Raw genomic sequence first — 21,808 nt, forward strand, 5'->3', positions numbered from 1 at the left:
TCAGGCCGCGCTGCTCGCTGGGCGCCGGGTCTGACGCCAGCGGCAACAGCTCGGCCAGGGTAAGCAGCGCAATGGCGTAGGGGTTTTATCATTGACCTTGGTGGTCTCGCCGCCTGGCCCTTTGGCTATGCCCAGTGGGCAGCGCACTGTCTCCAGCGCGTCCGCAGGGTGGCCTTGGCGTAAAAGCCAGCTGCGAAAGCTTGCCCACTTGCTTTGCGAACCAATCAGGCCGATGGAGGCGCAGTCGCCGCGGGCCAGCAGCGCGCTGATCAGGGCGCGGTCTTCACCGTGGTCGTGGGTCATTACCAGCGCATGGGCGGCGCTGGGCAGCGAGGCAACGGCGTTATGGGCCTCATTGACGGGGTAACAGTCAAGGCGTGGTTGCCCTTGAGCCCAGCTCGGAAAGGTGTCTTCGCGGCTGTCGAACCACATGATGCGCCAGCCCAGCGGCTGGGCCAGCTGGACGATTTCGCGCCCCACGTGGCCAGCACCAAACAGCGCCAGCGTTGCCCTGCTGCCAGGAAAAACCTCCAGCAGGACGTTGACGAAACCACCGCAGCACTGGCCGCTGCGCCCGCCGAGCGAGAACGCCTCCAGCAACATTCCCGCCTCGCCTGCGCTGAGCTTGTGCCGGGCAGCGGCAATGGTCTGCCACTCAAAGGTACCGCCGCCCAGGGTATCGAACACGGCCTCCTCGGTGATTACCATGCGCGCGCCCGGCTCCCGGGGAGTTGAACCAGCACTGGTCACCTGAGTGGCCAGCACGTGAGGCAGGCCCTCACGCTGCAGGCGATGGAGGGCGGCATGCCAGGTCTCGGCGACATTCACGCTGACACCTGCTCGCGACGCAGCGCTTCAGCGGCCAGCAGCACCCGTTCCGGAGTGGCAGGAGTATCCAGACGCGGTGACCGGCGATAATCCGCAAGGCTTGCCAGCGCGTCGCGCAGTGCCGACCACACCGAGATAGCCAACATGAAAGGCGGCTCACCCACCGCCTTGGAACGATAGATACTCGCCATTGAATTAGGGTGGCCCTCCATCAGGGCGACGTTAAACACCGGCGGCAGGTCGCCAAAGGTGGGGATCTTGTAGGTAGCGGGGCCCGTCGTCATCAGCTGGCCGTCAGCATTCCAGTCAAGCTCCTCGCTGGTCAGCCATCCCATCCCCTGAATAAAGCCCCCTCTACCTGGCCAATATCAATGGCCGGGTTTAATGAGTTGCCCACGTCGTGAAGGATATCGACACGTGTAACCTGATATTCACCGCTCAGGGTATCAACACTGACCTCGGACACGGCCGCACCAAAGGCGTAGTAATAGAAAGGATTGCCCTGGCCAAGGCTGCGATCGTAGTGGATCTGGGGCGTGGCGTAGAAACCCTTCTCCGACAGCGATACGCGACCAAAATAGGCGGCCTGGATCAACTCCCCCAGCCAATGCGCCGCTCGCTGTTGCCTGCCCCCACAACCAGCTGGCCTTCTTCCAGGCGCATGCTGTCAGTATCCACGCCCTGCTCGGCAAAAAAGTGCTCGGCGGCAAAGTCGAACAGGCGCGCCTTGAGCTTCACACAGGCATCTCGGGCGGCCTGGCCGTTGAGGTCGGCCCCGCTGGAGGCCGCGGTCGGCGAGGTGTTGGGCACCTTGTCGGTACGCGTGGCGCTGATGCGCACTGTGTTGAGATCCAGCCCCAGTTCGCGGGCCACGACCTGGATGATCTTGGTGTGCAGCCCCTGGCCCATTTCGGTGCCTCCGTGGTTGATCAGCACACTGCCATCGGTATACACATGCAAGAGCGCGCCGGCCTGATTAAGATGCTTGGCGGTGAAGGAAATACCGAACTTCACCGGCGTCAGCGCCAGGCCTTTCTTGATCACGCTGTTTTGCGCATTGAAGGCTGTGATTACCTCACGCCGCGCCCAGTAGTCGCTATCCGCTTCCAATTGCGCCATCAGCGTATGCAATAACTCGGTCTGGTCGACCTGCTGACCATAGTGGGTCACATTGCGCGGGGGCGAGACGTTCTGGCAATACAGGTTGCGCTTGCGCACCGTCAGCGGGTCTTCTCCCAGGTGACGGGCAATATCATCGATTGCCGCTTCAATCGCCATCATGCCCTGAGGGCCGCCAAACCCGCGAAACGCCGTGTTCGAGGCGGTGTGGGTGCGCGCCCGATGGCCCGTCACGCAGGCAGCGCCCAGCGAGTAGGCGTTATCGCTGTGGAACATGGCGCGGTCGACAATGGCATCGGAAAGATCCGGCGAGTAGCCGCAATCACCAATCAGGGTGATCTCACCGCCCTGGATCACGCCGTTACCATCCACGCCCAACCGGTAGCGATTATGGAAAGGGTGTCGCTTGCCAGTCGCGCGCATATCTTCGCTGCGCGGTAGGCGCACCCGAGCGGCGCGCCCGGTGCGACGGCTGATCAGTGCGGCGATACACGCCCAGGGCGAGGCCTGGGTTTCCTTACCGCCGAAGCCACCGCCCATACGGCGCACTTCCACGGTCACGGCGTGCAGCGGAATGCCCAGCACCTCGGCCACCAGCTTCTGGGTTTCACTGGGATGCTGGTTGGACGTGTGCACCACGACCCCATCATCCTCGGTGGGCGTGACCAGGCAGGCCTGGCCTTCCAGATAAAAGTGTTCCTGGCCGCCGACAAACTGCTCGCCTTCAATCACATGCGCAGCCTCCTTCAGCGCCTGCTGCCACTCGCCACGCTGCTGCACATGGGTGGGGCGAACCACTTCATCACGCGCAATGGCGGTTACCGGGTCAAGGCTCGGGGTGTCGGCGTCAACGCTGACCATGCCGGCATCAAACGCTGCCTTAACAGCCTCCCGCGCGCCACGGTAGGTCTCGGCAGCCACGGCAAACAGTACCTGGCCGGCGTAGCTGATTTCCGATTCAACCAAAACGGGATCGCCGGGAAATACCGGGCCAATATCAGTGTGCCCCGGCACATCCTCGACCCCGACAGCGTCAACCACACCGGGCAACAGGCGAATACCTGGCAGATCCAGGTGGGTAAGCCGACCATGGGCAACCGTTGAGAGCCCCAAGGCGATGTGCAGCGTATCGGCTGGCGCCTTGAGGTCATCAATGTAGGCAGCGCGGCCGGTCACATGCTTAATGGCACTCTCATGCATGCGGGAATGCTTGTCAGCAGGACGCTTGGCGTCAGCGGGCGTCGCTGGGGGCAGACTAGTGAGCGTACGCATGGAGCATGACCTCCTCGGTCGGACCAGTAGACGACACCACAAGACGCAGGCGCTCCAGCAGGTTGGCAGCGGCCAGTTGGCGATACTCCGCACTGCTGCGCACATCGCTGATGGGCGTGAAGGCCTCAAGCAGTGCCGCGCGGGCGGCGGTAAACGTCGCCTCTGTGGGTGGCTGCCCTTCCAGGGCGGCTTCGACGCTATAAGCACGCTTGGGAATGGCCGCCATGCCGCCAAAGGCCAGGCGCACCTCGCGCAGCACTCCCTGCTCCATACGCCAGTGAAAAGCCCCCAGCAGCGCTGAGATATCGTCCTCGCGGCGCTTGGATCTTTTCCACACCTTGAGCGTATGCGCAGGCTTGGGTGCCGGCAAGAAGACCGCCCGAATCACTTCGTCCTCGCGCAAGACGGTCTTTTTGTAGTCAATAAAAACTCATCCAGCGCCAGCTCCCGCTTGCCCTCTGGGCCTGCCAACCATAGCCGTGCCTCAAGCGCCAGCAACACTGGTGGGGTATCGCCAATGGGCGAGGCATTGGCGATATTGCCTCCCAGGGTGCCACGGTTACGGATCTGCGCCGAGCCCAGGCGGTGAAGCAGATGGGCAAAACCGGGAAAGCGCTCATCCAGTAGCGGCATCAACCGTGTATAGGTAACAGCGGCACCGATCCACCAGCCTTTCCGCCCATCGTCAAGCGTGGCAGCTTCTATCCCCAACAACTCATCCACCCGGGTAACATCAATCACCCGCTCGTAACGCTTCAGGTTTTGGGTGACGTTCAACCACAAATCAGTTCCCCCAGCCACCAGCGGCGCCTCAGGATAACGCTTACGTGCGGCAAGCAGTGCCGCCAGAGTTGTCGGCTGCACAAAGTGCTCGTCGGCTGATGTACTATCTATATGCGCTGCGAGTTCCGGTGCAGAAACATTGTGCCACCAGGCATAGCGCGGCGCCGGGTGATCGGCCATGCTCAGCGCCGCATCACGAATCGGCCGGTAACCGGTGCAGCGGCACAGGTTACCGCCCAATGCCGCTTCCAGGCGTTCGGGTGTCAGTGGCGTAAGCGTTTCAGGCTGAGCTTCGTGCAAGGTAAACAGCGACATCACAATGCCGGGTGTGCAGAAGCCGCACTGGCTGGCATGACAGGTAACCATCGCCGACTGTGCCGGGTGCAGGTTATCCCCATCGGCGAGGCCTTCAACGGTCACCAGGCTGCGACCTTGTAGTTGGTGAGCGGGCATGATGCAGGCGTTTGCACTATGGTAGTGCATTTTTCCTGTATCATTAACGTCACCGACCGCGACGGTACAGGCGCCGCAGTCGCCGGAAGCACAGCCTTCCTTGGTGCCCACCTGGCCAAGCGTCTCGCGCAACAGTTCGAGCACGCTGGTATCGGGCGTGGCCGCCACGCTGCGCGGCTGACCATTTAGCTGGAAGTGGATCATGGCATTAACTCACATGTTGACCAATTGGTCAGGAATAGTTCCAAGAATGGTTCAGTCCTGATAACAATGCAAGTCGCGGGCCATATTTTCAGGAGCCAAAATGACCTCATCCCCTTGCACCGCCAAGCCATCAGCGATATCCAAAGAGGCCACGCGGGCCCACAACGAGCAGCTGATTCTGGCTGCCGCCGAGCGCATCTTTGCCCGCCATGGCTATCGCGGCGCCAGCGTTCAGGCCATCGCGGAAGCCGCCAGGCTGCCAAAGTCCAATGTGCTTTATTACATGGGTAGCAAACAGGCGCTCTATGTACGCCTGCTGGCAAGGATGATGCAGCGCTGGAATGCGCTGCTGGACGATATTTCGGTGGAGGATGACCCGGCAGAAGTGCTCACCGCCTTCATACGCCGCAAGATGCAACTCTCGCTGCGTCATCCTGAGGGGTCCCGGCTATTTGCAGCCGAGATTCTGGGCGGCGCGCCCTTTCTTCAGGAGTATCTGAGCGGCGAGCTGCGCGACTGGGTCGAGAGTCGTGCCCGGGTTTTCGAGCAATGGGCCGAACGCGGCCTGATGGACCCGGTGAATCCGGTCTGGTTAATTTTCCTGATCTGGTCATCCACCCAGCACTACGCTGACTTTGAAGCCCAGGTACTGGGCATCACCGGCAAGGAGACGCTGAGTGAAGACGATATCGAGGACATTACCCGCTTTCTATCCCGTATTGTTCTTAAGGGCTGTGGGGTGCGCCAACATAAAAAAGGACGTGATGTACAGTCGGACGCAGCCCCTGACTTGCCATTTGTCGCTGCGTCCGATTGAAGGCGTGTCGATTAACGAGCCAGCACCGCGCGCGTTTGCACTGCGCTGCTTTCCACCGCATCGGCGAGCAGTTCTGCCGTGATAGCCGATAACGTCCAGCCAAGGTGCCCATGGCCCGTATTGTAGAAGACGGTCGGCAGTTTTCCGTTGCCGACGCGCGGCATCATATTGGGAAGCATGGGGCGAAGCCCCGCCCAGGGCACCACTTGGCGCGTACTGACATTAGGAAAGCATTCTTCCACCCAGCGGATAAGCGGACGAATACGGTCGTCACGGATATCGCGGTTGATACCGCTGAACTCGGCGGTGCCTGCCACGCGAAAACGGTCGTTACCCAGGCGGCTAGTGACGAGCTTGGTATCATCGTCAAGTAAGCTGACCGTCGGCGCGCCCTGTTGAGAGGCAGCATCATTAAGGCCCACGGTAATCGAGTAACCCTTAACAGGATAGATATTCACCCGGTCACCCAGTTTAGCCGCCAGGTGGCGACTGCCAACGCCTGCACAAACAACCACGCCGTCGAAGGTTTGGCGTACGGACTGACCATCAACCTCAGCGACAACCCAGGCGCTGGTTTCATTGGCGCCCAGATCCCGAACGCTATGGCCATAGTTGAGGGTCGCACCGCGACGCTCCGCCGCCTGGGCAAGGCTGTGAGTGAACTTATGAATATCACCTGTGGCATCGCTTTCAGTATAAAAGCCGCCATAGTAGTTACCGGCAAGCGTCGGCTCGATAGCACGCATTTCCTCTGGCGTCACTGAGCGGCGCTCGAGCCCGCCTTTTGCCAGCAGCTTGGAGACATTGGCAGCATGATCAAACCCTTTCTTATCACGGTAGATATGCAATATGCCTTCATGCTTGACGTCAAAGTCGATAGATTCGTCTGCGGCCCACTGAAACAGGTGCTCACGGGCGGCAATCGCCAGCCGAGCTGTTTCACTGGTGTTGTTTTCATACTGGGGAATAGCGCGGATAAATTCGGCAAACCAACTCAACTTGTGCCAGGTGGGACGCGGACTGACCAAAAGCGGCGCATCGCTACGCAGCATCCAACGCAATCCCTTGATCACCGTTGGCCAGTGGTTCCACACCTCAGCGTTAGAGGCCGACAGCTGGCCGCCATTGGCAAAGGACGTCTCCATGGCCGCATAGAGGTTCTTTTCGAACACAGTGACATCAAAGCCGCGTTTGAGCAGGCTGTAGGCAGTGGTAATACCGGTAATGCCACCGCCGATAACAGCGATATGGCGGGGGATGCAGATAGCATGCTTTCTCTCCAGATGTAAGGCGTCAGGAAAAAACACACGGGTTAGGTGTGTGCCCCTTCCGTCCTTAACCTGAGAGATTCGCAAGCCGTGGGCTTGTTTGCTCCTTCGGTGGACTGAATGACGCAGACATCAGCCGCTCTCCGGAAAGTGTTCGCGCAAACGGTCCGGGGGCCTGAGAGTTTCCGGGGCGGTTGCTCCTTTGGCGCTGCTTCGATGCATGATGACAAGATCGAAAGCAATCTCTCCCGCAAGCGCGTGAACTTGTTACGCATTAATTAATACTTCATATAGTAAACAAAGTTCAATTACCTAAACGTCTAGCCGATGATATTTCATATGCCTTTATCTTTTCCAAGCACTCCAATACATCGACAGCAGTCGCCCTATCAGGGCCTTTTGACGCATAATTTCTATGCCCAATGCCTGCTTGAATAACACGTTATTCTTTAAAAGATTAAACATATACCTTTTTGCAAAATCTCATTGCACTTGTTAGGCTGAATTTGAAATACTTTTAAGCCAGTGGAGGTGAAAATATGCAGGAAGTCCGCAAAACCACCCTTCCGATTATCAAGATGGCTAAGGAAAATGAAGAGTTTCGTCAGGTGATCTGGACGGGCGATAATACCCAGCTTGTATTGATGGCAATTCCCCGGGCGGTGAAATCGGTGGTGAGGTTCACGAGGGGCACGACCAGCTACTCTATTTTGTAGAAGGTGAGGGTGAAGCCTCCATTGGCGATACTCAGGTCGAGGTTCAGGCTGGCTATGTCAGTATTGTACCATCCGGGGTCTACCATAACTTTCGCAATACTGGCCCTATCATGCTCAAGCTTTACACAACCTACTGCCCGCCTGAACATGCGCCGGGCACCGAACACGAAACCAAGGATCAGGCAGACGCCTACGAATAAACAGGTATTCTCAAACGGACGGCCCTACACGGTCGTCCGTTTTTGTTTGTCCGCATCCTAATGCCTGGCCGTACCGAATATCGGCTATCACCGCCACTTTTTCCAAAAAACAATGGATGCCCGCCAGCTGAGCTTATAAAGTCATGGCCGTCAACGCGGTTTTGCGTCAGCTCAAGCAAAGGATAAGTAGTAGTGAGAAAACATGTCGTATTGAGCCTGGTCAGCTTATTGTTAAGTCATGGCGTGCTGGCTGACGAACGGGCCGTTGAAAAAGAAAGTGATAGCGACCTGCCTGCCTGGGCAGTGGAGCGGCTGGAACCCACCCGTAAAAGCATTGGCAACTGGGTAGATAATACATCACGCAATATCGACGGTTTTTTTGGCACGGACGAAAGTCTCAGGGTGGAGAACGAATCTTATCTGCGCTTTGGCCAGGAAGTTGACTGGATGGAGGGCGACGGTGCCAGCGGCGACCTGAGCCTGCGCTTTCGTCTTGATCTTCCCACGTCAGAAGATCGGCTACGCCTGGTCATCGAAAGCGACCCGGAAGAATCCCAGGGTACCCTTCAGGAACAGGGCTCAGGGCGATTGAGTAATGATCAGCGTGACCGGCGCTCGTCTATCCTGGGGCTGAACTGGCTGGAAAGCCGTGATAAACGCGAAAACTGGAGCAATCGAGTAGGCGCTGGTATTCGGCTGCGCATTCCGCTGGACCCTTACGTGCGCTTTACCAGCGAGCGGCTCTGGCAGCTGAATGAAGGCCCTTGGCAGCTGGAATCCAACAATCGCCTTTCCTGGTTCAATAACAGCGGCTATTCGGCCCGCACCCGCTGGGATCTCGGGCGCCCCCTTGATGCATCAAAACACCTGCGTTTTCTGACCAATATTCAGTGGCGGGAAGAAGAGGATAATTTAGAATACAGTGAAACGGCTGAACTGAATCATCGTATCAATAGCCGTAGTGCCCTGCGTTATTCCGCCATTGCGCTGGGTGAAAGCGCCTCCAACCCGCGGATTACCAATTATTATCTGCAGACCCGTTACCGGCGCGACCTGCATAAAGGCGTACTGTTTGCCGATGTAATTCCAGAGTTGCATTTCCCTCGTGAGCACAGCTATGACCCGCGTTGGGCAGTCACCTTACGTCTGGAGATGTACTTTCAGCGCGAGATTCAGAAAAACTATTTTTAGCGCCCCAACAAAAAAACCCGCTGTGCCTGTTGGCATCAGCGGGTTTTTTTGTGGTTAGAATGACTTAAAGGCGCAAACCACCATCGCATTCAATCACACGCCCGGAGAAGTAGTCATTGGTCAGAATAAACTCAACGCTCTGAGCAATGTTATCCGCTTCACCCAGGCGCTTGAGGGGCACACCTGAGGCAATGTTTTCGAGAATTTCAGGGCGCATGGCAGCTGTCATCTCGGTATTGATAAAGCCAGGCGCCACGCTGCCGGTACGGATACCGTAACGGGCCAGCTCTTTGCCCAAGTAACCGTCAGCGCATTCAGCGCCGCCTTGGCCGCCGAGTAGTTTGACTGCCCCATATTACCCGCGCAGGAAATACTGGAAATATTGATAATTACCCCTTCCTGATCAGCCTCGATCATCTGGGTCGCCGCTTCACGGCCACATAGAAAGGCACCGGTCAGGTTGACATCAATCACACTCTTCCAGGCATCCAGCGTCATACGCTTTTGTACTTCACCTTCCTTGGCTTTGATCAGCAAGGCATCTTTGGTGATACCGGCATTGTTGACCAGACCACTCACGGCACCCATTTGGTCAAGAATATCGGCAAACGCCTGGGTAACGGAGGCTTCATCGGCCACATTGACAACAAAAGCGCGGGCATCAATACCGCTGCTGGCCAATTTGGCGACAGCGCTATCCAGATTATCGGCATTCAGATCCAATAACGCCAGACGGGCACCCGCTTTACCCAGACGTTCCGCCATGGCGAACCCAAGGCCACGGGCTCCGCCAGTTATTGCAATAATTTTATTGGTTAATTCCATGCTTGAATCACCTTTTGATCTAATGATGGTGCATCGCAGCATAAAACATATGAACAAAAAATGCGATGACATCCATGTTTCACTCCCCTATAAACTTGTGTAAAGACATTATCATCACCATATAAAAGCAATTGATTATCTGGAGCGCCCTATGCCCCTTTTGCTACTTATTTCCTTGTTTACCTTGCTTGATTTCGTCGTGCTATTTTCCGTCGGCAGTGAGATCGGGCTCTTGGTCACGCTGATATTAATTTTCGTTACCGGCGTGGGTGGTCTACATCTTATCCGTCGCGAAGGCGCCTATAACCTTGCTCGCGCTCGCGAAAAGCTCAACGTCGGTGAACTGCCCTCCAGTGAATTACTCACTGGCGCAGCGCTTATTTTTGGCGGCGCTTTGTTAATGGCGCCGGGTTTTCTGTCTGATGCGCTTGGGTTGGCCTGCCTGATTCCCAATGCTCGGCGCTTGATGTTCAAGCTACTTGCCTGGCTGGGTATTGCTCGCGTTAAAGCCCCGAATGAGCCCCCTTACCAAAAGGCGAACAAACACCGCTCGAATGATTGGAACCAGCATAAGCGCCCTGGTTCTGATCAGGCTAGCGAGACAGGACGCGAAGCTGACAGCAGCGAACCGCTGGAAGGTGATTTTATCTCCCGCGACGAATCGCGCCGCTGATAATGCCTCAATAACCCCTCGGCCCATGAAAAATTTGCATTTTTTTGTCTCGCCCCCTTGAAAGGCATCACCTAGCCCCCACCTTTGAGTCAGCACATAGAATCGGTGGCAACGGATGTTTCCACCATTAACAACGAAGGCATGAGCCTTCACATCCTGTTGGTGAAATACTTCAGGATGCTTGATCTGAAACCGCCCAAATGGGCATTGAACGATACTCAGGAGAGCGCAAGCATGAATATCCGTCCTCTGCACGATCGCGTCGTTGTACGCCGCGTTGAAGAAGAGCAAACCACTGCGGGTGGCATTGTGCTGCCGGGCAACGCCCAGGAAAAGCCGACGCGTGGAGAGGTGCTGGCCGCTGGTAAAGGCCGCATTCTGGATAGCGGAGATGTTCGCCCTCTGGACGTTAAAGTGGGTGACACCGTGATTTTCAAGGATGGCTTTGGCGTCGAAAAACAGAAAATCGATGGCGAAGAAGTTCTCATCATGAGCGAGTCAGACATTCTGGCCGTCGTTGAAGGTTAATCAGCCAACGGCTGACTCAGCGGCATAGACCGTTCACGTTTAACGAATTCCCTTAAACCGAACTAAAAGTCAGGAAGTAACGAACATGGCAGCTAAGCAAGTTAAGTTTTCCGATGATGCTCGTAAGCGCATGGCGCGTGGTGTTGACGTTCTTGCCAACGCGGTAAAAGCGACTCTCGGCCCGAAAGGCCGCAACGTAGTACTGGAAAAATCCTTCGGTTCTCCGACGGTCACCAAAGACGGTGTTTCTGTCGCCAAAGAAATCGAACTGAAAGACAAGTTCGAGAACATGGGCGCTCAGATGGTCAAGGAAGTGGCTTCACAGACATCTGACGTGGCCGGTGACGGTACCACCACGGCAACTGTCTTGGCTCAAGCCATCATTGCGGAAGGCCTGAAAGGCGTGACCGCTGGCATGAACCCGATGGATCTCAAGCGCGGCATCGATCAGGCCGTTAACGCTGCGGTTAAAGAAATCAAGGCGATGTCTGTGCCTTGCACCGATCCGAAAGCCATTGCTCAGGTAGGTACCATTTCTGCCAACGGCGACAAGCGCATCGGCGAAATCATTGCTGAAGCGATGGAAAAAGTCGGCAAGGAAGGCGTCATCACCGTTGATGAAGGCCGTGGCTTTGAAGACGAGCTGGAAGTTGTCGAAGGCATGCAGTTCGACCGTGGCTACCTGTCGCCCTACTTCGTCACCAACCAGGACACCATGACGGTAGAAGTTGAAGACCCGTTCATCCTGCTGGTCGATAAGAAGATCTCCAACATCCGCGAACTGCTGCCGACGCTGGAAGCCGTTGCCAAAGCAGGCAAGCCGCTGGTGATCATTGCTGAAGACATCGAAGGTGAGGCCCTGGCGACGCTGGTTGTCAACAACATGCGCGGTATCGTCAAGGTTTCTGCTGCCAAGGCACCGGGCTTCGGCGACCGTCGCAAGTCCATGCTGCAGGATATCGCTATCCTGACCAACGGCACTGTGATTTCTGAAGAAGTTGGCCTGACCCTTGAGCAGGCGACCCTGGATCACCTGGGTACCGCCAAGCGCGTCACCATGTCCAAGGAAAACACCACCATCATTGATGGCTCAGGTGCTGAAGGCGATATCGAAGCACGCGTTAACCAGATCCGCGCGCAGATCGAAGAAACCTCTTCCGATTACGACAAAGAGAAGCTGCAGGAACGTGTTGCCAAGCTGGCAGGCGGTGTTGCCGTTATCCGCGTAGGTGCTGCCACTGAAGTCGAAATGAAAGAGAAGAAAGCCCGCGTTGAAGACGCCCTGCACTCCACCCGCGCTGCGGTTGAAGAAGGCGTTGTACCGGGTGGTGGTACCGCACTGGTTCGCGTCATGGCCAAGGTTCAAGGCCTGACTGGCGACAACGAAGACCAAAACCACGGTATCAACATGGCGCTGCGCGCCCTGCAATCACCGCTGCGTCAGATCGTGACCAATGCGGGCGAAGAAGCTGCTGTGATTATCAACCGCGTCAAGGATAGCGAAGGCAACTTCGGCTATAACGCCCAGACCGGTGAGTATGGCGACCTGTTCGAAATGGGTGTTCTTGACCCGGCCAAGGTAACCCGTACTGCCCTGCAGTCCGCTGGTTCCGTCGCTGGCCTGATGATCACCACCGAGTGCATGATCGCCGATGACCCGGAAGAGAAAGAAGCCGCTCCGGACATGGGTGGCATGGGCGGAATGGGTGGCATGGGCGGAATGATGTAAGGCGACAAACGTCGCTCAGCTAGCCTCGCTAGCTGAATCATGACCCCAGTGAGACACTTGCTCACGAAAAGCAAGTGTCCCACCCAGCAGAAAATAGATTTCCGTTGAACTCCGATATCCGAGCTGATTACCAGCTCGGATATTTTTTCGCCTCATTATCAAGGTCTGTTGACGCTTCGTCGCGAACCGTGAGGCAGCGTCAACAGACCCTGGATATCACACTTTTATAATGCTTACAGGAACGCCCATGTCTGCTAGCTTAAGCAAAACCAAATCAAGCTTTTACCGACGTCTTTATGTGGCGTATCTGATTGATCAGGGCGTGACCAGCGTGCCGGCACTGATGGAAACCACCGGTATGCCAAGGCGAACCGCTCAGGACACGATTAGCTCACTGGCCGAGCTCGATATTGAATGCGTCTTTCAGAACAATGCCGGCGAGCGGCATAACAGCGGCCGTTATCAGATTATCAGCTGGGGGCCGATTGATCCCCATTGGGTCAGCCAGCAGGCAGGCCGTTTGCACACGGCGCTAGGCTACGATGCTGACTAACTTTATTGAATACTGAGTGACACCATCGAAGCTTTAGTCGCCTTCAGTTAACGGCGACTTCATAACCGGTAAATTTGCGCAGGTTAATCACACCAGTATCCAGCATCAGGTACTGGCCCTTGATACCTTGCAGCACGCCTTCAACCTGCGGCTGTTTATCAAAGTTGTGAGAGGTAATCTTGCGCGGAAAGGTCTCGACCGGGTAGTCAAACTGCAGCGGGGTGGCGTCCAGCTTGCGAATGGCGCTGTCACCGTGAATGTCTGCCAGTTGCCGCAAGCCATCACTCAGCTCGCTGAACAGGCGATCCCGCTCGGCGCGCAGATCCATCTCCACCACTTCCCCTTTAAGCATGGCTCGCCAGTTGGTGCGGTCGCTGACCGCTTCCTTGAACAGTACCTCAACAAAACCGGACTGCTGGCGGGTATCCACTTCCAGAATAGGTAGTGCCTGGATGGCGCCCTGGTCCAGCCAGCGGGTCGGCATCTGGGTCTTGCGGGTAATGCCGACTTTCAGCCCGGAAGAATTGGCCAGATAAACAATGTGTGGCTGAAAGCAGTGCTTTTCGCCCCACTCAGGCTCGCGGCAGGTCCCCTGATAATAGTGGCAGGTTTCCGGCTTCATGATGCAGGTATCGCATTGCGCCAGACGCTTGAAACAGGGATAGCAATACCCTTGGGCAAAGCTTTTCTTGGTTGCCCGGCCGCAGTGAGTACAGGCAATCGCCCCTGTCCACGTGAGCGAAAGTGGCTGGCCCAGGCGTTCGTTCAGGGGTAGATAGTGCTCGCCCAGGCGCAAGCTGTAACGTGCTGGCGCCTGAACGCCGGTCCCAGGCTCAATCGCCATCTTGCGCAGGCAACCCTGCAGAGGTGCATCACCCACGCGTTGCATCCTTACCCAGCCCGGCAAGCTCAGGTGACACGCCCTGCCCAGTCGCCCCCGCGCCGCAAGTGCGCTGTTCAAGATAGCCCACCCGGTTCTCTTCAGGCACGTTATTCTCGACCTCGTAGCGCATCACGGCTTCCATGCAAAGCTCTGTCTGTTCAGCCGTCAGGTAGCGTCCGTCTGGCCATTTACGCAATTCAACCGCCTGCTTGAGGCTTTGATAAATGGCTGGCGTCATCTGGTTGATCATTTTTTCGAAGGTCATATCGCTCATTTTGCATGCTCCTGTTAGGACCGTAACTGCCGCGAAGAATAATACCAGCCTGATAGCAAACCGACGAGTAGCCCGCCTAAATGGGCTTCATTGGCGACATTGCCAAAGCCGACGCTGCCCGCCATATCGGTCATGGTGAAGACCATCCAGCCCAACATGAAAACTACCAGCATCTGTGGCACAAAGAAGCCGCTGCCGGGCACTCGCCGCGACATTAGCCACACGTGCCCCAGCAAGGCATAGACGACCCCAGACATCCCGCCAAACAGCACGGTGCCCGTGACGTATTGCGCCAGGTTGGCGCCAATGCCCGCCACTACCAGAAGCAGCAGCATCATCCGGCTACCTTGCAGCATTTCAATCTGCTTGCCGAAGTACCACACCCACATGAGGTTGAAGATAAGATGCATCCAGCCAAAGTGCAGAAAGGCAGGAGATAGCAGCCGCCAGACCTGGCCACTGGTGACGCTGTCCATCAGGCTGCCATAGACCAATTCGTTGCCAGACAGGCCGATAGGCACAATGGTCAGGGTGACAATCAACAGGTCGCCAAACACACCCAGCAGGGCAAACACCAAAAGGCTCAAGCCAATCATCAGTGCAGTGACCGGCACCCGTTTGAGGCCTGGCACCCACTGGCTAAGCTGGCCTGAAAGCTTCGGCCTGGCAGTAGGCTTGGCAATATCCAATGATTCACCCTGCTCCCAGCGCCTGACCAGTGCTTCCAGTTCATGACGCTGACGCGGGTCAGCCAGCCAGAGCAGCAGGCCATCCTCTTCTTCACTGATCTGATGCCCGATACGCTGTTGCCAGAGGGCCTGGCGAAGCGCGGCGGTGTCTGCTTCGCGGGGAAGTCGCATCACTGGGAGCATGGTGTCTTCCTTTGTCTTTCAAGATCCGGATTCATTGATCCTGATTTTATCAGCGCGCTAAAAAGCCCGGCGGGGAAACCGCCGGGCAAAAGCAAGGGATCATTCAAGGGAACACTTGCTATGATTGTCTCACCGCTCTCGGGTTCCCTTGACTGAATAAAAAAATCATTAAATGTCATCTTATATGCCTTAATCCTGATCCAGATCCCAACCAGATACTTGGGGAAGCTCTTCTTTAGCCACCTTGATCCAGGCAAAATGATCGGCATTCAGACAGCTTTCTCCACTCCAGCGGTAAGCCACCAAACGACCGTACTTGACGGCGCTGTAGTCAAGGCAGGCAATATTGGTAGCAGGCAGCGCAGGAATGCCTTCACACCAATAGTGGCCAATAAATAATGGCGGCTGGTGCGGCGCATAATAGCTTAACCGCTGGCGTTCATCGGCCGCCAAAGGGCGAGCCTCAAGGTCACCGGGCAAGTTATCAGGCTGAAACACCACATCCCCCAGACGCGCGGCTGCTCGCACCAGAAGTGTGCCCGAAAGCTTTTACGGGTAAAGCCGTCGCCTGAATGAATCTCCACACCTTTAGGCAAGGGAATATGGGTGCCTCGGGTGAGGCGGTCAACAATCTGAAAAGCCTGGGTTTTCGAGTTTGTTGATTCGACCAGAAAAGCATCATCCATACAGGCATCAGGCAGGCGCTGATCCAATGCCTCAATCAAGGTATCATCCCAACAGGCATGAACAACGCGGAAATGCTCGAACTCAAGATACAGAGGAATCCGCTTGAACCAGGCCAGGGTGTCTTCCCATTCATTGGTGTGGTCGCGGTACTGATCCAGAGTATCCTGAATAATCCGGTTATGGCGTGGCGAATGCTCTCTCAACCAGCGCTTGCCACTGCCTTCGGGCGCCGGGTGACAATAGGCCAGCGCGTTATATTCATGGTTGCCCATGACGATAAAGGCTTCCCCCGCATCGACCATGCGCCGGGCTGTCTGCACGGCCAGACGAATGCGCGGGCCACGGTCAATCAGGTCGCCCAGAAAAATAACCTTGCGCTGTGGGTGGCGGTAGACGCCCTGCTCTTCGCGATAACCCATCTTTTCAAGCAATGCCACCAGGGTGGCGCCACAGCCGTGTACATCACCAATCAGGTCATATCCCTGCATACTTAGTCCCCCAGCCGATGGCTCCAACCGAGCTTGCTGCGCAAGACCTCGTAGAAGTTATGCCCGATAGGATGAACAAGCTGAACACGCTGGGGCTTACGGGTGATAACCAGTACATCATCCGGCTTGGCAACAGCCCGGGTTTGGCCATCACAGCTGATATGGGGATAGGTTTGATTGGTTTCTCCAATATGAATACGGATTTCACTGGCAGCATCAATAACGATCGGGCGACTGGACAAGGTATGCGGGAACATCGGCACCAACGTCACCACATCTAGCTTCGGGTGCATGATAGGCCCGCCGCCGGATAACGCATAAGCCGTTGAGCCAGTGGGTGTGGCCACAATCAGGCCATCGCTGCGCTGGCTGTAGACAAACTGGCCGTCAATGAAGAGTTCAAATTCAATCATGCGCACCGCTTTGCCTGGGTGCACCACCACTTCATTCAGCGCCTCGCCATTCCCTACCGCCACACCGTCGCGGTACAGCTCGGCGTCCAACAGAAACCTTTCTTCAACCTCAAATTGACCGGCCAGCACTTCGCCTACGCGCTGCTCCAGCTCATCAGGGGAAATATCGGTCAGAAAACCCAGGCGTCCGCGGTTGACGCCCAGCATCAAGGTGCCGGTTTTACACAAGGTACGGGCAGCCCCCAAGAGGCTACCATCTCCACCAATGACGATGACCAGATCGCACAGTTCACCCAGCGCCCGTCGGCTTGCCTCAGGCTGGCCGTGGTGGGGAATCACGGTGGCGGTGCGATCCTCCACCACCACCTGATAGTCACGGGCCACAAGGAAGCCCACCAGACGAATCAAAGAGTCAGCTACTTTTTCGCTGCCCAGACGGCCGATCAGACCAATAGTGGAGAAAGGGCGTGATTCCTGGCCATGCCGGGAAGCGTCAGCAGATAAAGGCATTTGTGTCATGGATCAGGCTCATTAACATAGCGTTTCATTATGTCGAGCCTGACGCTCGCAAGCAAATCAAGTCCATTGTTTTAAGGCAGATATTTCAAGCATTACGCGGCTTGCTGCTCCCTGCGTGCGAGCCACCAGTGGTTAAGCCACAAGGAAAAGCCCATGATCAAGGCACCCAGCAACAAACGGCTGATATCGGCATCCCTGTTCCAGATCACCAGATTAACTAATAACCCGGCAGGCACCAGGGCGTTATTCATGATTGCTAAGGTGCCCGCATCTACCTTGGTGGCGCCACGGTTCCAGGCAAAGTAACCCACACCTGAGGCTACCAGCCCCAACCAGGCCAATACCGCCCATTGAGTGCCTGTGCTGGGCAATGCTGCCGGATTGCCCAGCAACACAAAGGCAGGCACTGCCACGGCCAGGGCGCCGAGGAAGAACCACCCGAACACATTGTGCCAGGCCAGATTCTCAGGCAATTCAGCAGATAGACGGCGGTAACCAACCTGGCCTAGCGCAAAGCATAGATTCGCCCCCTGCACGACCAGAAAGCCCCACCAGAAGCCAGCATCAATGCCATCGTAACGAATCACCGCCGCTCCCAGCACCGCCAGCAGCGCCGTTAACAGATAAAAAGGCGTGAATCGCCCGAAGAGCAGATCATCCAGCAGGGCAATATATAAGGGCGTAAAAATCGTAAACAGCAGCACTTCCGGCACTGAGAGCAGCAAAAACGACTGATAGAAAAAGATATACATAACGCCCAGCTGAATGGCACCCAAGCCCATCAGCACCAGACGCTGGCGCATGGTCAGCAGTTTCGGCCGCAGGAAAGGCAGAAAGATCAAAGCCGCCAGCCCTATCCTAAGCAACACCGCAAAATAGCTATCGACCTGTCCTGCCAGATAGACGCCAATCAATGAGAAAGAAAACGCCCAAAGGGCTGTAACCCCCAGAAGATATGTCATGGTAAACCTCGATAAAATTTATAGTTTACAAATTATACCCATGGAATCGGCAATTCATACTGTAAACTTAAAAAATATATGAGGTTTACGCTTAGCGCCTTTTTAGCCACTATCGGGAAAAAATCCAGCGAGCAGCATACACAACGCCAGGAACCCAGAGTAACAATGTCAGGATACAAGCGATCCCGACCCGTTTTGCCTGGCCTCCTGAGAGCCCAACAGCCAGTGGTGGCATCAGCACAGCCAAGGCCATATAGGCTGTTTTTACCGCGCCTGGCATTGCCTGAACGGGCGCTTGCGCCTGGCTAGCGCCTGCATTTGATGGCTGAGTACTGGTCGCCTGCAAATAGGACGCAGATGAAGATGGATCAAAGTGGCCAACACTGCCTTGGCCACCTTGCCCAGCCTGTTTCTCAGAGGTGCTGGCTTGTGTCTTCTTCAGGGCATTGTCCTGCTTTTCTTTTTCCAGCGCCTTGCGATGAGCTTCCTTGTCAATTTTCTGTTCTAGTGTCTCGGCGTCAGCCGCCAGATCGTCGTGATGGCGCTCCCACTCTTCCCAATCAAATGGCGTGCCAGACTTGGGGCGCTGATGGCCTGAGCCTCTAGCGCGCTCCCAAGCCTTTTCTTCAAGAGTATTGGGCTTGTCTGGCTCTCTATCCACCCCGACTCCTTGACGGTTCAAATATTCACGTGCGTCCATGTAGTCGCTCCTAGTATCTGTACCTGTAAAAAGTTAACCGTTGAAAAGCGGATTCGACGCGCTTCAATAATGATCTACATTAAATGTACAGCTGTGTTTCATCCAGTGCTCACTGATTGGCTACTTTCTGGCGTAATAAGGAGTATGAGTATGGGCAACAAGGCAACCAATAAGGTACCGGATACAGTTAGAGATATCATGTCACGTGACTGTTATCGCGTCTCCCCGAGACTTCTATTACGACCCTTGCTCAAGGACTGGCACTGCACCGTTTACCGGGGGCGCCTGTGGTTGACAAGGCAGACCGGCTTATAGGCTTTATCTCTGAGCAGGACGTTATGGGTAAGGTGCTGGACAGTATCTATAACGACGGGGAAGCCCCGCTGGTTAAAGAGTTGATGCAAGAAAGTGTACTCAGCGTGACACCCACAAAAAGCATTACAGACCTTGCCCAGGAAATGCTAGGTGCCAAGCCCAAAATCTACCCCGTCGTCGAGCAGAACCGGCTTGTCGGCATTGTCACCCGCCGCGATATCCTGATTGCCTTGCTGCAAATAAAGCGTCACTAAACACGTAATTTTTCGCTCTACAAAAGCATGAAACCAGCCGCTAGCGGCTGGTTTCTGATTACTGACAAATCAAGGCCTGTTTGATCAGGTACTGATTAGCCCAGATCAATGCACAGGTACTTGGTTTCCAGAAACTCTTCCAACCCCTGGTGACCACCTTCACGCCCGAGACCAGAGGCTTTGACGCCGCCAAAGGGTGCAGCCGCATTGGAAATCAGGCCAGTATTGACGCCTACCATGCCATATTCAAGCGCATCCGACACGCGCCAGACACGCCCCAGGTCACGGCTATAAAAATAGGAAGCCAGCCCGTATTCAGTATCATTCGCCATATCAATGGCGGTCTGTTCGTCATCGAACGGGAAGATGGCCGCCAGAGGGCCAAAGGTCTCTTCCTTGGCTACCTTCATATCTTTGGTGACTGCACTGATCAGGGTCGGCGTAAAGAAATTACCGCCCAACGGATGCGGATGCCCACCCAGGATCAGTTCAGCGCCATTATCAATGGCATCCTGCACATGTTCACTGACTTTCTTGACGGCCTTCTCATCAATCAGCGGGCCAATATTCACTCCTGATTTTGTGCCATCGCCGACGGTCAGCTCGCTGTTCATCGCCACGGCCAGTTTTTCACAAAAGGCATTGACCACGCTGGATTGCACCAGAAAACGGTTGGTGCATACGCATGTCTGACCTGCGTTACGGAACTTGGCCGCCATGGCACCTTCCACGGCTGCATCCAGATCGGCATCTTCGAAGACGATAAAGGGCGCGTTGCCGCCCAGTTCTAGCGAGATCTTCTGGATATGCTCTGCAGCCTGTGCCATCAGCTGACGACCGACTTCGGTAGAGCCGGTAAAGGTAATCTTGCGTACCTTTGGAGACGTTGTCATGGCCTCAGCGATCTCTGCTGCGCTACCCGGCACCACGTTGAAAACGCCGCGAGGTATTCCGGCACGCTCGGCAAGCATTGCCAGCGCCGTAGCGGAAAACGGCGTCTGACTGGCCGGTTTCACGACTATGGTACAACCTGCGGCCAAGGCCGCACCCGCCTTGCGGGTAATCATTGCAGCCGGGAAGTTCCATGGCGTGATAGCACCCACCACTCCAACAGGATGCTTGGTCACGACGATACGCTGATTGGCTTTGGCCGGAGGAATGGTTTCCCCGTAAACCCGCCGTGCCTCTTCTGCGAACCAGCGCAGAAAACTGGCCGCGTAGACAATTTCACCCTGAGCTTCTTTAAGCGGTTTTCCCTGCTCGTGGGTCATCAACATGGCCAGATCCTGTTGATGTTCCAGCATTAGATCGTGCCACTTCAACAACAGGTCAGCACGCTCCATTGATGTCATCGCCCGCCATGCAGGTAACGCGGCATCAGCAGCATCAATAGCACGCAGTGTCTCTTCTTTACCCAGCCGTGGCATATCGCCAACAATTTCCTGGGACGCTGGGTTGATGACGTTAATCTGTTCGCCGCTATCGGCAGCAACCCAGCTGCCGTCAATATAGGCAAACGGGCAATAAAGCTGAGTTTCTTTAAGCGCTTCCATTTCAGACTCCTGATCAAGGGGTAACCCTATGGGCACATTGTTGTACCCATGCTAAGACGAAAGCACCCATTTGACCAAGCGCCAAGCGGTTTTGATGACGAAAAAACACCAAATAACCGGTCTTATATTCGATCACCTAGCTGACCAGCATCAGAAACTCTTGGCGGGTGGCCTGATTGCTGCGGAAATCTCCCAGCATGACTGAAGAACTCATGCTTGAATTTTGCTTCTCGACACCCCGCATCATCATGCACAGATGGCGAGCCTCAATCACAACCGCAACACCACGCGCTTGGGTAACGTCCTGAACGGCCTCGGCGATTTCACGCGTCAGGTTTTCCTGAATCTGCATGCGGCGAGCAAACATATCAACAATGCGGGCGAATTTGGATAAGCCCAACACCTTACCGTTGGGTAGATACGCAATATGGCATTTGCCAATAAAGGGCAGCAAATGATGTTCACACATCGAATACAGCTCGATATCCTTTACCAGCACCATTTCATCCGTTTGTGACTCAAAAACAGCATTGTTAACTATGTCATCAAGGGACTGCTGATATCCAGCGTTCAAAAACTGCATGGCCTTGGCCGCTCGCAGCGGCGTATCCTGAAGCCCTTCCCGTTCAGGGGTTTCGCCCAACAGCTGGATAATCTGGCGGTAGTGGTAAGCAATCTCATCGGTCATATTTGGCCTCGTCAGTCCAAGGGACGCTTGCACGGCAAACC

Annotated in this window: 17 protein-coding genes, 6 pseudogenes and 1 riboswitch; of the genes and pseudogenes, 9 read left to right on the top strand and 14 right to left on the bottom strand. The window is 55.7% G+C overall.

From position 1 onward, the window contains the following. From xdhC to xdhA, 3 genes and pseudogenes are all read right to left on the bottom strand, one after another. Window positions 1-828 (bottom strand): xanthine dehydrogenase accessory protein XdhC, encoded by an 828-nt coding sequence (gene xdhC, locus HLB35_RS10185; RefSeq protein ID WP_328731534.1) that lies wholly within the window; start codon window positions 826-828, stop codon window positions 1-3. Next, window positions 825-3,219: pseudogene (gene xdhB / locus HLB35_RS10190) on the bottom strand (xanthine dehydrogenase molybdopterin binding subunit). Before xdhB ends, xdhC begins: the two are co-directional and overlap by 4 nt. Next, a pseudogene (xdhA, locus tag HLB35_RS10195) lies at window positions 3,203-4,659 on the bottom strand (xanthine dehydrogenase small subunit). Before xdhA ends, xdhB begins: the two co-directional pseudogenes overlap by 17 nt. 100 nt (window positions 4,660-4,759) lie before the next feature. Here xdhA and HLB35_RS10200 point away from each other — a divergent pair. Beyond that, window positions 4,760-5,476, top strand: a complete 717-nt coding sequence (locus HLB35_RS10200) for a TetR/AcrR family transcriptional regulator (RefSeq protein WP_171702510.1) — start codon at window positions 4,760-4,762, stop codon at window positions 5,474-5,476. A gap of 11 nt (window positions 5,477-5,487) precedes the next feature. Here the strand turns inward: HLB35_RS10200 and HLB35_RS10205 are convergent, their stop codons facing one another. Next, window positions 5,488-6,783 carry a D-amino acid dehydrogenase gene (locus HLB35_RS10205; RefSeq protein WP_328731535.1) on the bottom strand — a complete coding sequence of 432 codons (1,296 nt, stop codon included), beginning with the start codon at window positions 6,781-6,783 and terminating at the stop codon, window positions 5,488-5,490. A gap of 12 nt (window positions 6,784-6,795) precedes the next feature. Further along, window positions 6,796-6,901: riboswitch (glycine riboswitch) on the bottom strand. Window positions 6,902-7,283: 382 nt separating this feature from the next. On the opposite strand from HLB35_RS10205, the gene HLB35_RS16510 reads away from it, so the two are divergent. From HLB35_RS16510 to HLB35_RS10215, 3 genes and pseudogenes are all read left to right on the top strand, one after another. Further along, on the top strand, window positions 7,284-7,460 hold the full coding sequence (locus HLB35_RS16510; protein WP_216601493.1) for a hypothetical protein: 177 nt from the start codon (window positions 7,284-7,286) through the stop codon (window positions 7,458-7,460). Then, window positions 7,412-7,561: pseudogene (locus HLB35_RS18895) on the top strand (cupin domain-containing protein); the annotation flags it as partial. The gene HLB35_RS16510 and the pseudogene HLB35_RS18895, both read left to right, overlap by 49 nt. A 315-nt stretch (window positions 7,562-7,876) precedes the next feature. After that, window positions 7,877-8,851, top strand: coding sequence for a hypothetical protein (locus tag HLB35_RS10215; protein WP_171702768.1), 975 nt, complete (start codon window positions 7,877-7,879; stop codon window positions 8,849-8,851). A gap of 64 nt (window positions 8,852-8,915) precedes the next feature. Here HLB35_RS10215 and HLB35_RS10220 read toward each other — a convergent pair. Then, a pseudogene (locus HLB35_RS10220) lies at window positions 8,916-9,676 on the bottom strand (SDR family oxidoreductase). 151 nt (window positions 9,677-9,827) lie between these two features. On the opposite strand from HLB35_RS10220, the gene HLB35_RS10225 reads away from it, so the two are divergent. The 4 genes from HLB35_RS10225 to HLB35_RS10240 all read left to right on the top strand — a co-directional run bounded on the left by HLB35_RS10225 (window position 9,828) and on the right by HLB35_RS10240 (window position 13,159). After that, a complete protein-coding gene (locus HLB35_RS10225; RefSeq protein ID WP_171702511.1) occupies window positions 9,828-10,349 on the top strand; it encodes an FxsA family protein in 522 nt (173 codons plus the stop codon). Between the two features lie 234 nt (window positions 10,350-10,583). Then, window positions 10,584-10,877, top strand: coding sequence for a co-chaperone GroES (locus HLB35_RS10230; RefSeq protein ID WP_171702512.1), 294 nt, complete (start codon window positions 10,584-10,586; stop codon window positions 10,875-10,877). 85 nt (window positions 10,878-10,962) lie between these two features. Beyond that, window positions 10,963-12,606, top strand: coding sequence for a chaperonin GroEL (gene groL / locus HLB35_RS10235; protein ID WP_171702513.1), 1,644 nt, complete (start codon window positions 10,963-10,965; stop codon window positions 12,604-12,606). 247 nt (window positions 12,607-12,853) lie between these two features. Continuing rightward, entirely contained in the window at window positions 12,854-13,159 is a 306-nt protein-coding gene (locus HLB35_RS10240; RefSeq protein WP_171702514.1) for a winged helix-turn-helix domain-containing protein, read from the top strand. A gap of 43 nt (window positions 13,160-13,202) precedes the next feature. On the opposite strand, the gene HLB35_RS10245 is transcribed toward HLB35_RS10240, so the two are convergent. From HLB35_RS10245 to HLB35_RS10275, 7 genes and pseudogenes are all read right to left on the bottom strand, one after another. Beyond that, window positions 13,203-14,003 carry a DUF2797 domain-containing protein gene (locus HLB35_RS10245; protein WP_422822448.1) on the bottom strand — a complete coding sequence of 267 codons (801 nt, stop codon included), beginning with the start codon at window positions 14,001-14,003 and terminating at the stop codon, window positions 13,203-13,205. 28 nt (window positions 14,004-14,031) lie between these two features. Further along, the gene (locus tag HLB35_RS10250) at window positions 14,032-14,316 is read right to left on the bottom strand and encodes a YeaC family protein (RefSeq protein ID WP_171702516.1); all 285 of its coding nucleotides are present in this window, start codon (window positions 14,314-14,316) and stop codon (window positions 14,032-14,034) included. Between the two features lie 14 nt (window positions 14,317-14,330). Beyond that, entirely contained in the window at window positions 14,331-15,188 is an 858-nt protein-coding gene (locus HLB35_RS10255) for a rhomboid family intramembrane serine protease (protein ID WP_171702517.1), read from the bottom strand. A gap of 189 nt (window positions 15,189-15,377) precedes the next feature. Next, window positions 15,378-16,363, bottom strand: a pseudogene (locus HLB35_RS10260) (metallophosphoesterase). A 2-nt stretch (window positions 16,364-16,365) separates the two neighbouring features. Continuing rightward, window positions 16,366-17,295, bottom strand: coding sequence for an NAD(+) kinase (locus HLB35_RS10265; protein ID WP_422822444.1), 930 nt, complete (start codon window positions 17,293-17,295; stop codon window positions 16,366-16,368). A gap of 92 nt (window positions 17,296-17,387) precedes the next feature. Beyond that, window positions 17,388-18,257 carry a carboxylate/amino acid/amine transporter gene (locus HLB35_RS10270; protein WP_171702518.1) on the bottom strand — a complete coding sequence of 290 codons (870 nt, stop codon included), beginning with the start codon at window positions 18,255-18,257 and terminating at the stop codon, window positions 17,388-17,390. A gap of 109 nt (window positions 18,258-18,366) precedes the next feature. Further along, the gene (locus tag HLB35_RS10275; RefSeq protein ID WP_171702519.1) at window positions 18,367-18,957 is read right to left on the bottom strand and encodes a YqaE/Pmp3 family membrane protein; all 591 of its coding nucleotides are present in this window, start codon (window positions 18,955-18,957) and stop codon (window positions 18,367-18,369) included. Window positions 18,958-19,107: 150 nt separating this feature from the next. On the opposite strand from HLB35_RS10275, the pseudogene HLB35_RS10280 reads away from it, so the two are divergent. Next, window positions 19,108-19,526, top strand: a pseudogene (locus tag HLB35_RS10280) (CBS domain-containing protein). A 95-nt stretch (window positions 19,527-19,621) separates the two neighbouring features. On the opposite strand, the gene HLB35_RS10285 reads toward HLB35_RS10280, so the two are convergent. Together HLB35_RS10285 and folE are read right to left on the bottom strand one after the other, a co-directional pair. Continuing rightward, the gene (locus tag HLB35_RS10285; RefSeq protein WP_171702520.1) at window positions 19,622-21,079 is read right to left on the bottom strand and encodes an NAD-dependent succinate-semialdehyde dehydrogenase; all 1,458 of its coding nucleotides are present in this window, start codon (window positions 21,077-21,079) and stop codon (window positions 19,622-19,624) included. A 136-nt stretch (window positions 21,080-21,215) separates the two neighbouring features. After that, window positions 21,216-21,767 carry a GTP cyclohydrolase I FolE gene (gene folE, locus HLB35_RS10290; protein WP_171702521.1) on the bottom strand — a complete coding sequence of 184 codons (552 nt, stop codon included), beginning with the start codon at window positions 21,765-21,767 and terminating at the stop codon, window positions 21,216-21,218. Window positions 21,768-21,808: the final 41 nt, after the last annotated feature.

This window comes from Vreelandella azerica, from assembly GCF_013112225.1.
GTDB classification, from domain to species: Bacteria; Pseudomonadota; Gammaproteobacteria; order Pseudomonadales; family Halomonadaceae; genus Vreelandella; species Vreelandella azerica.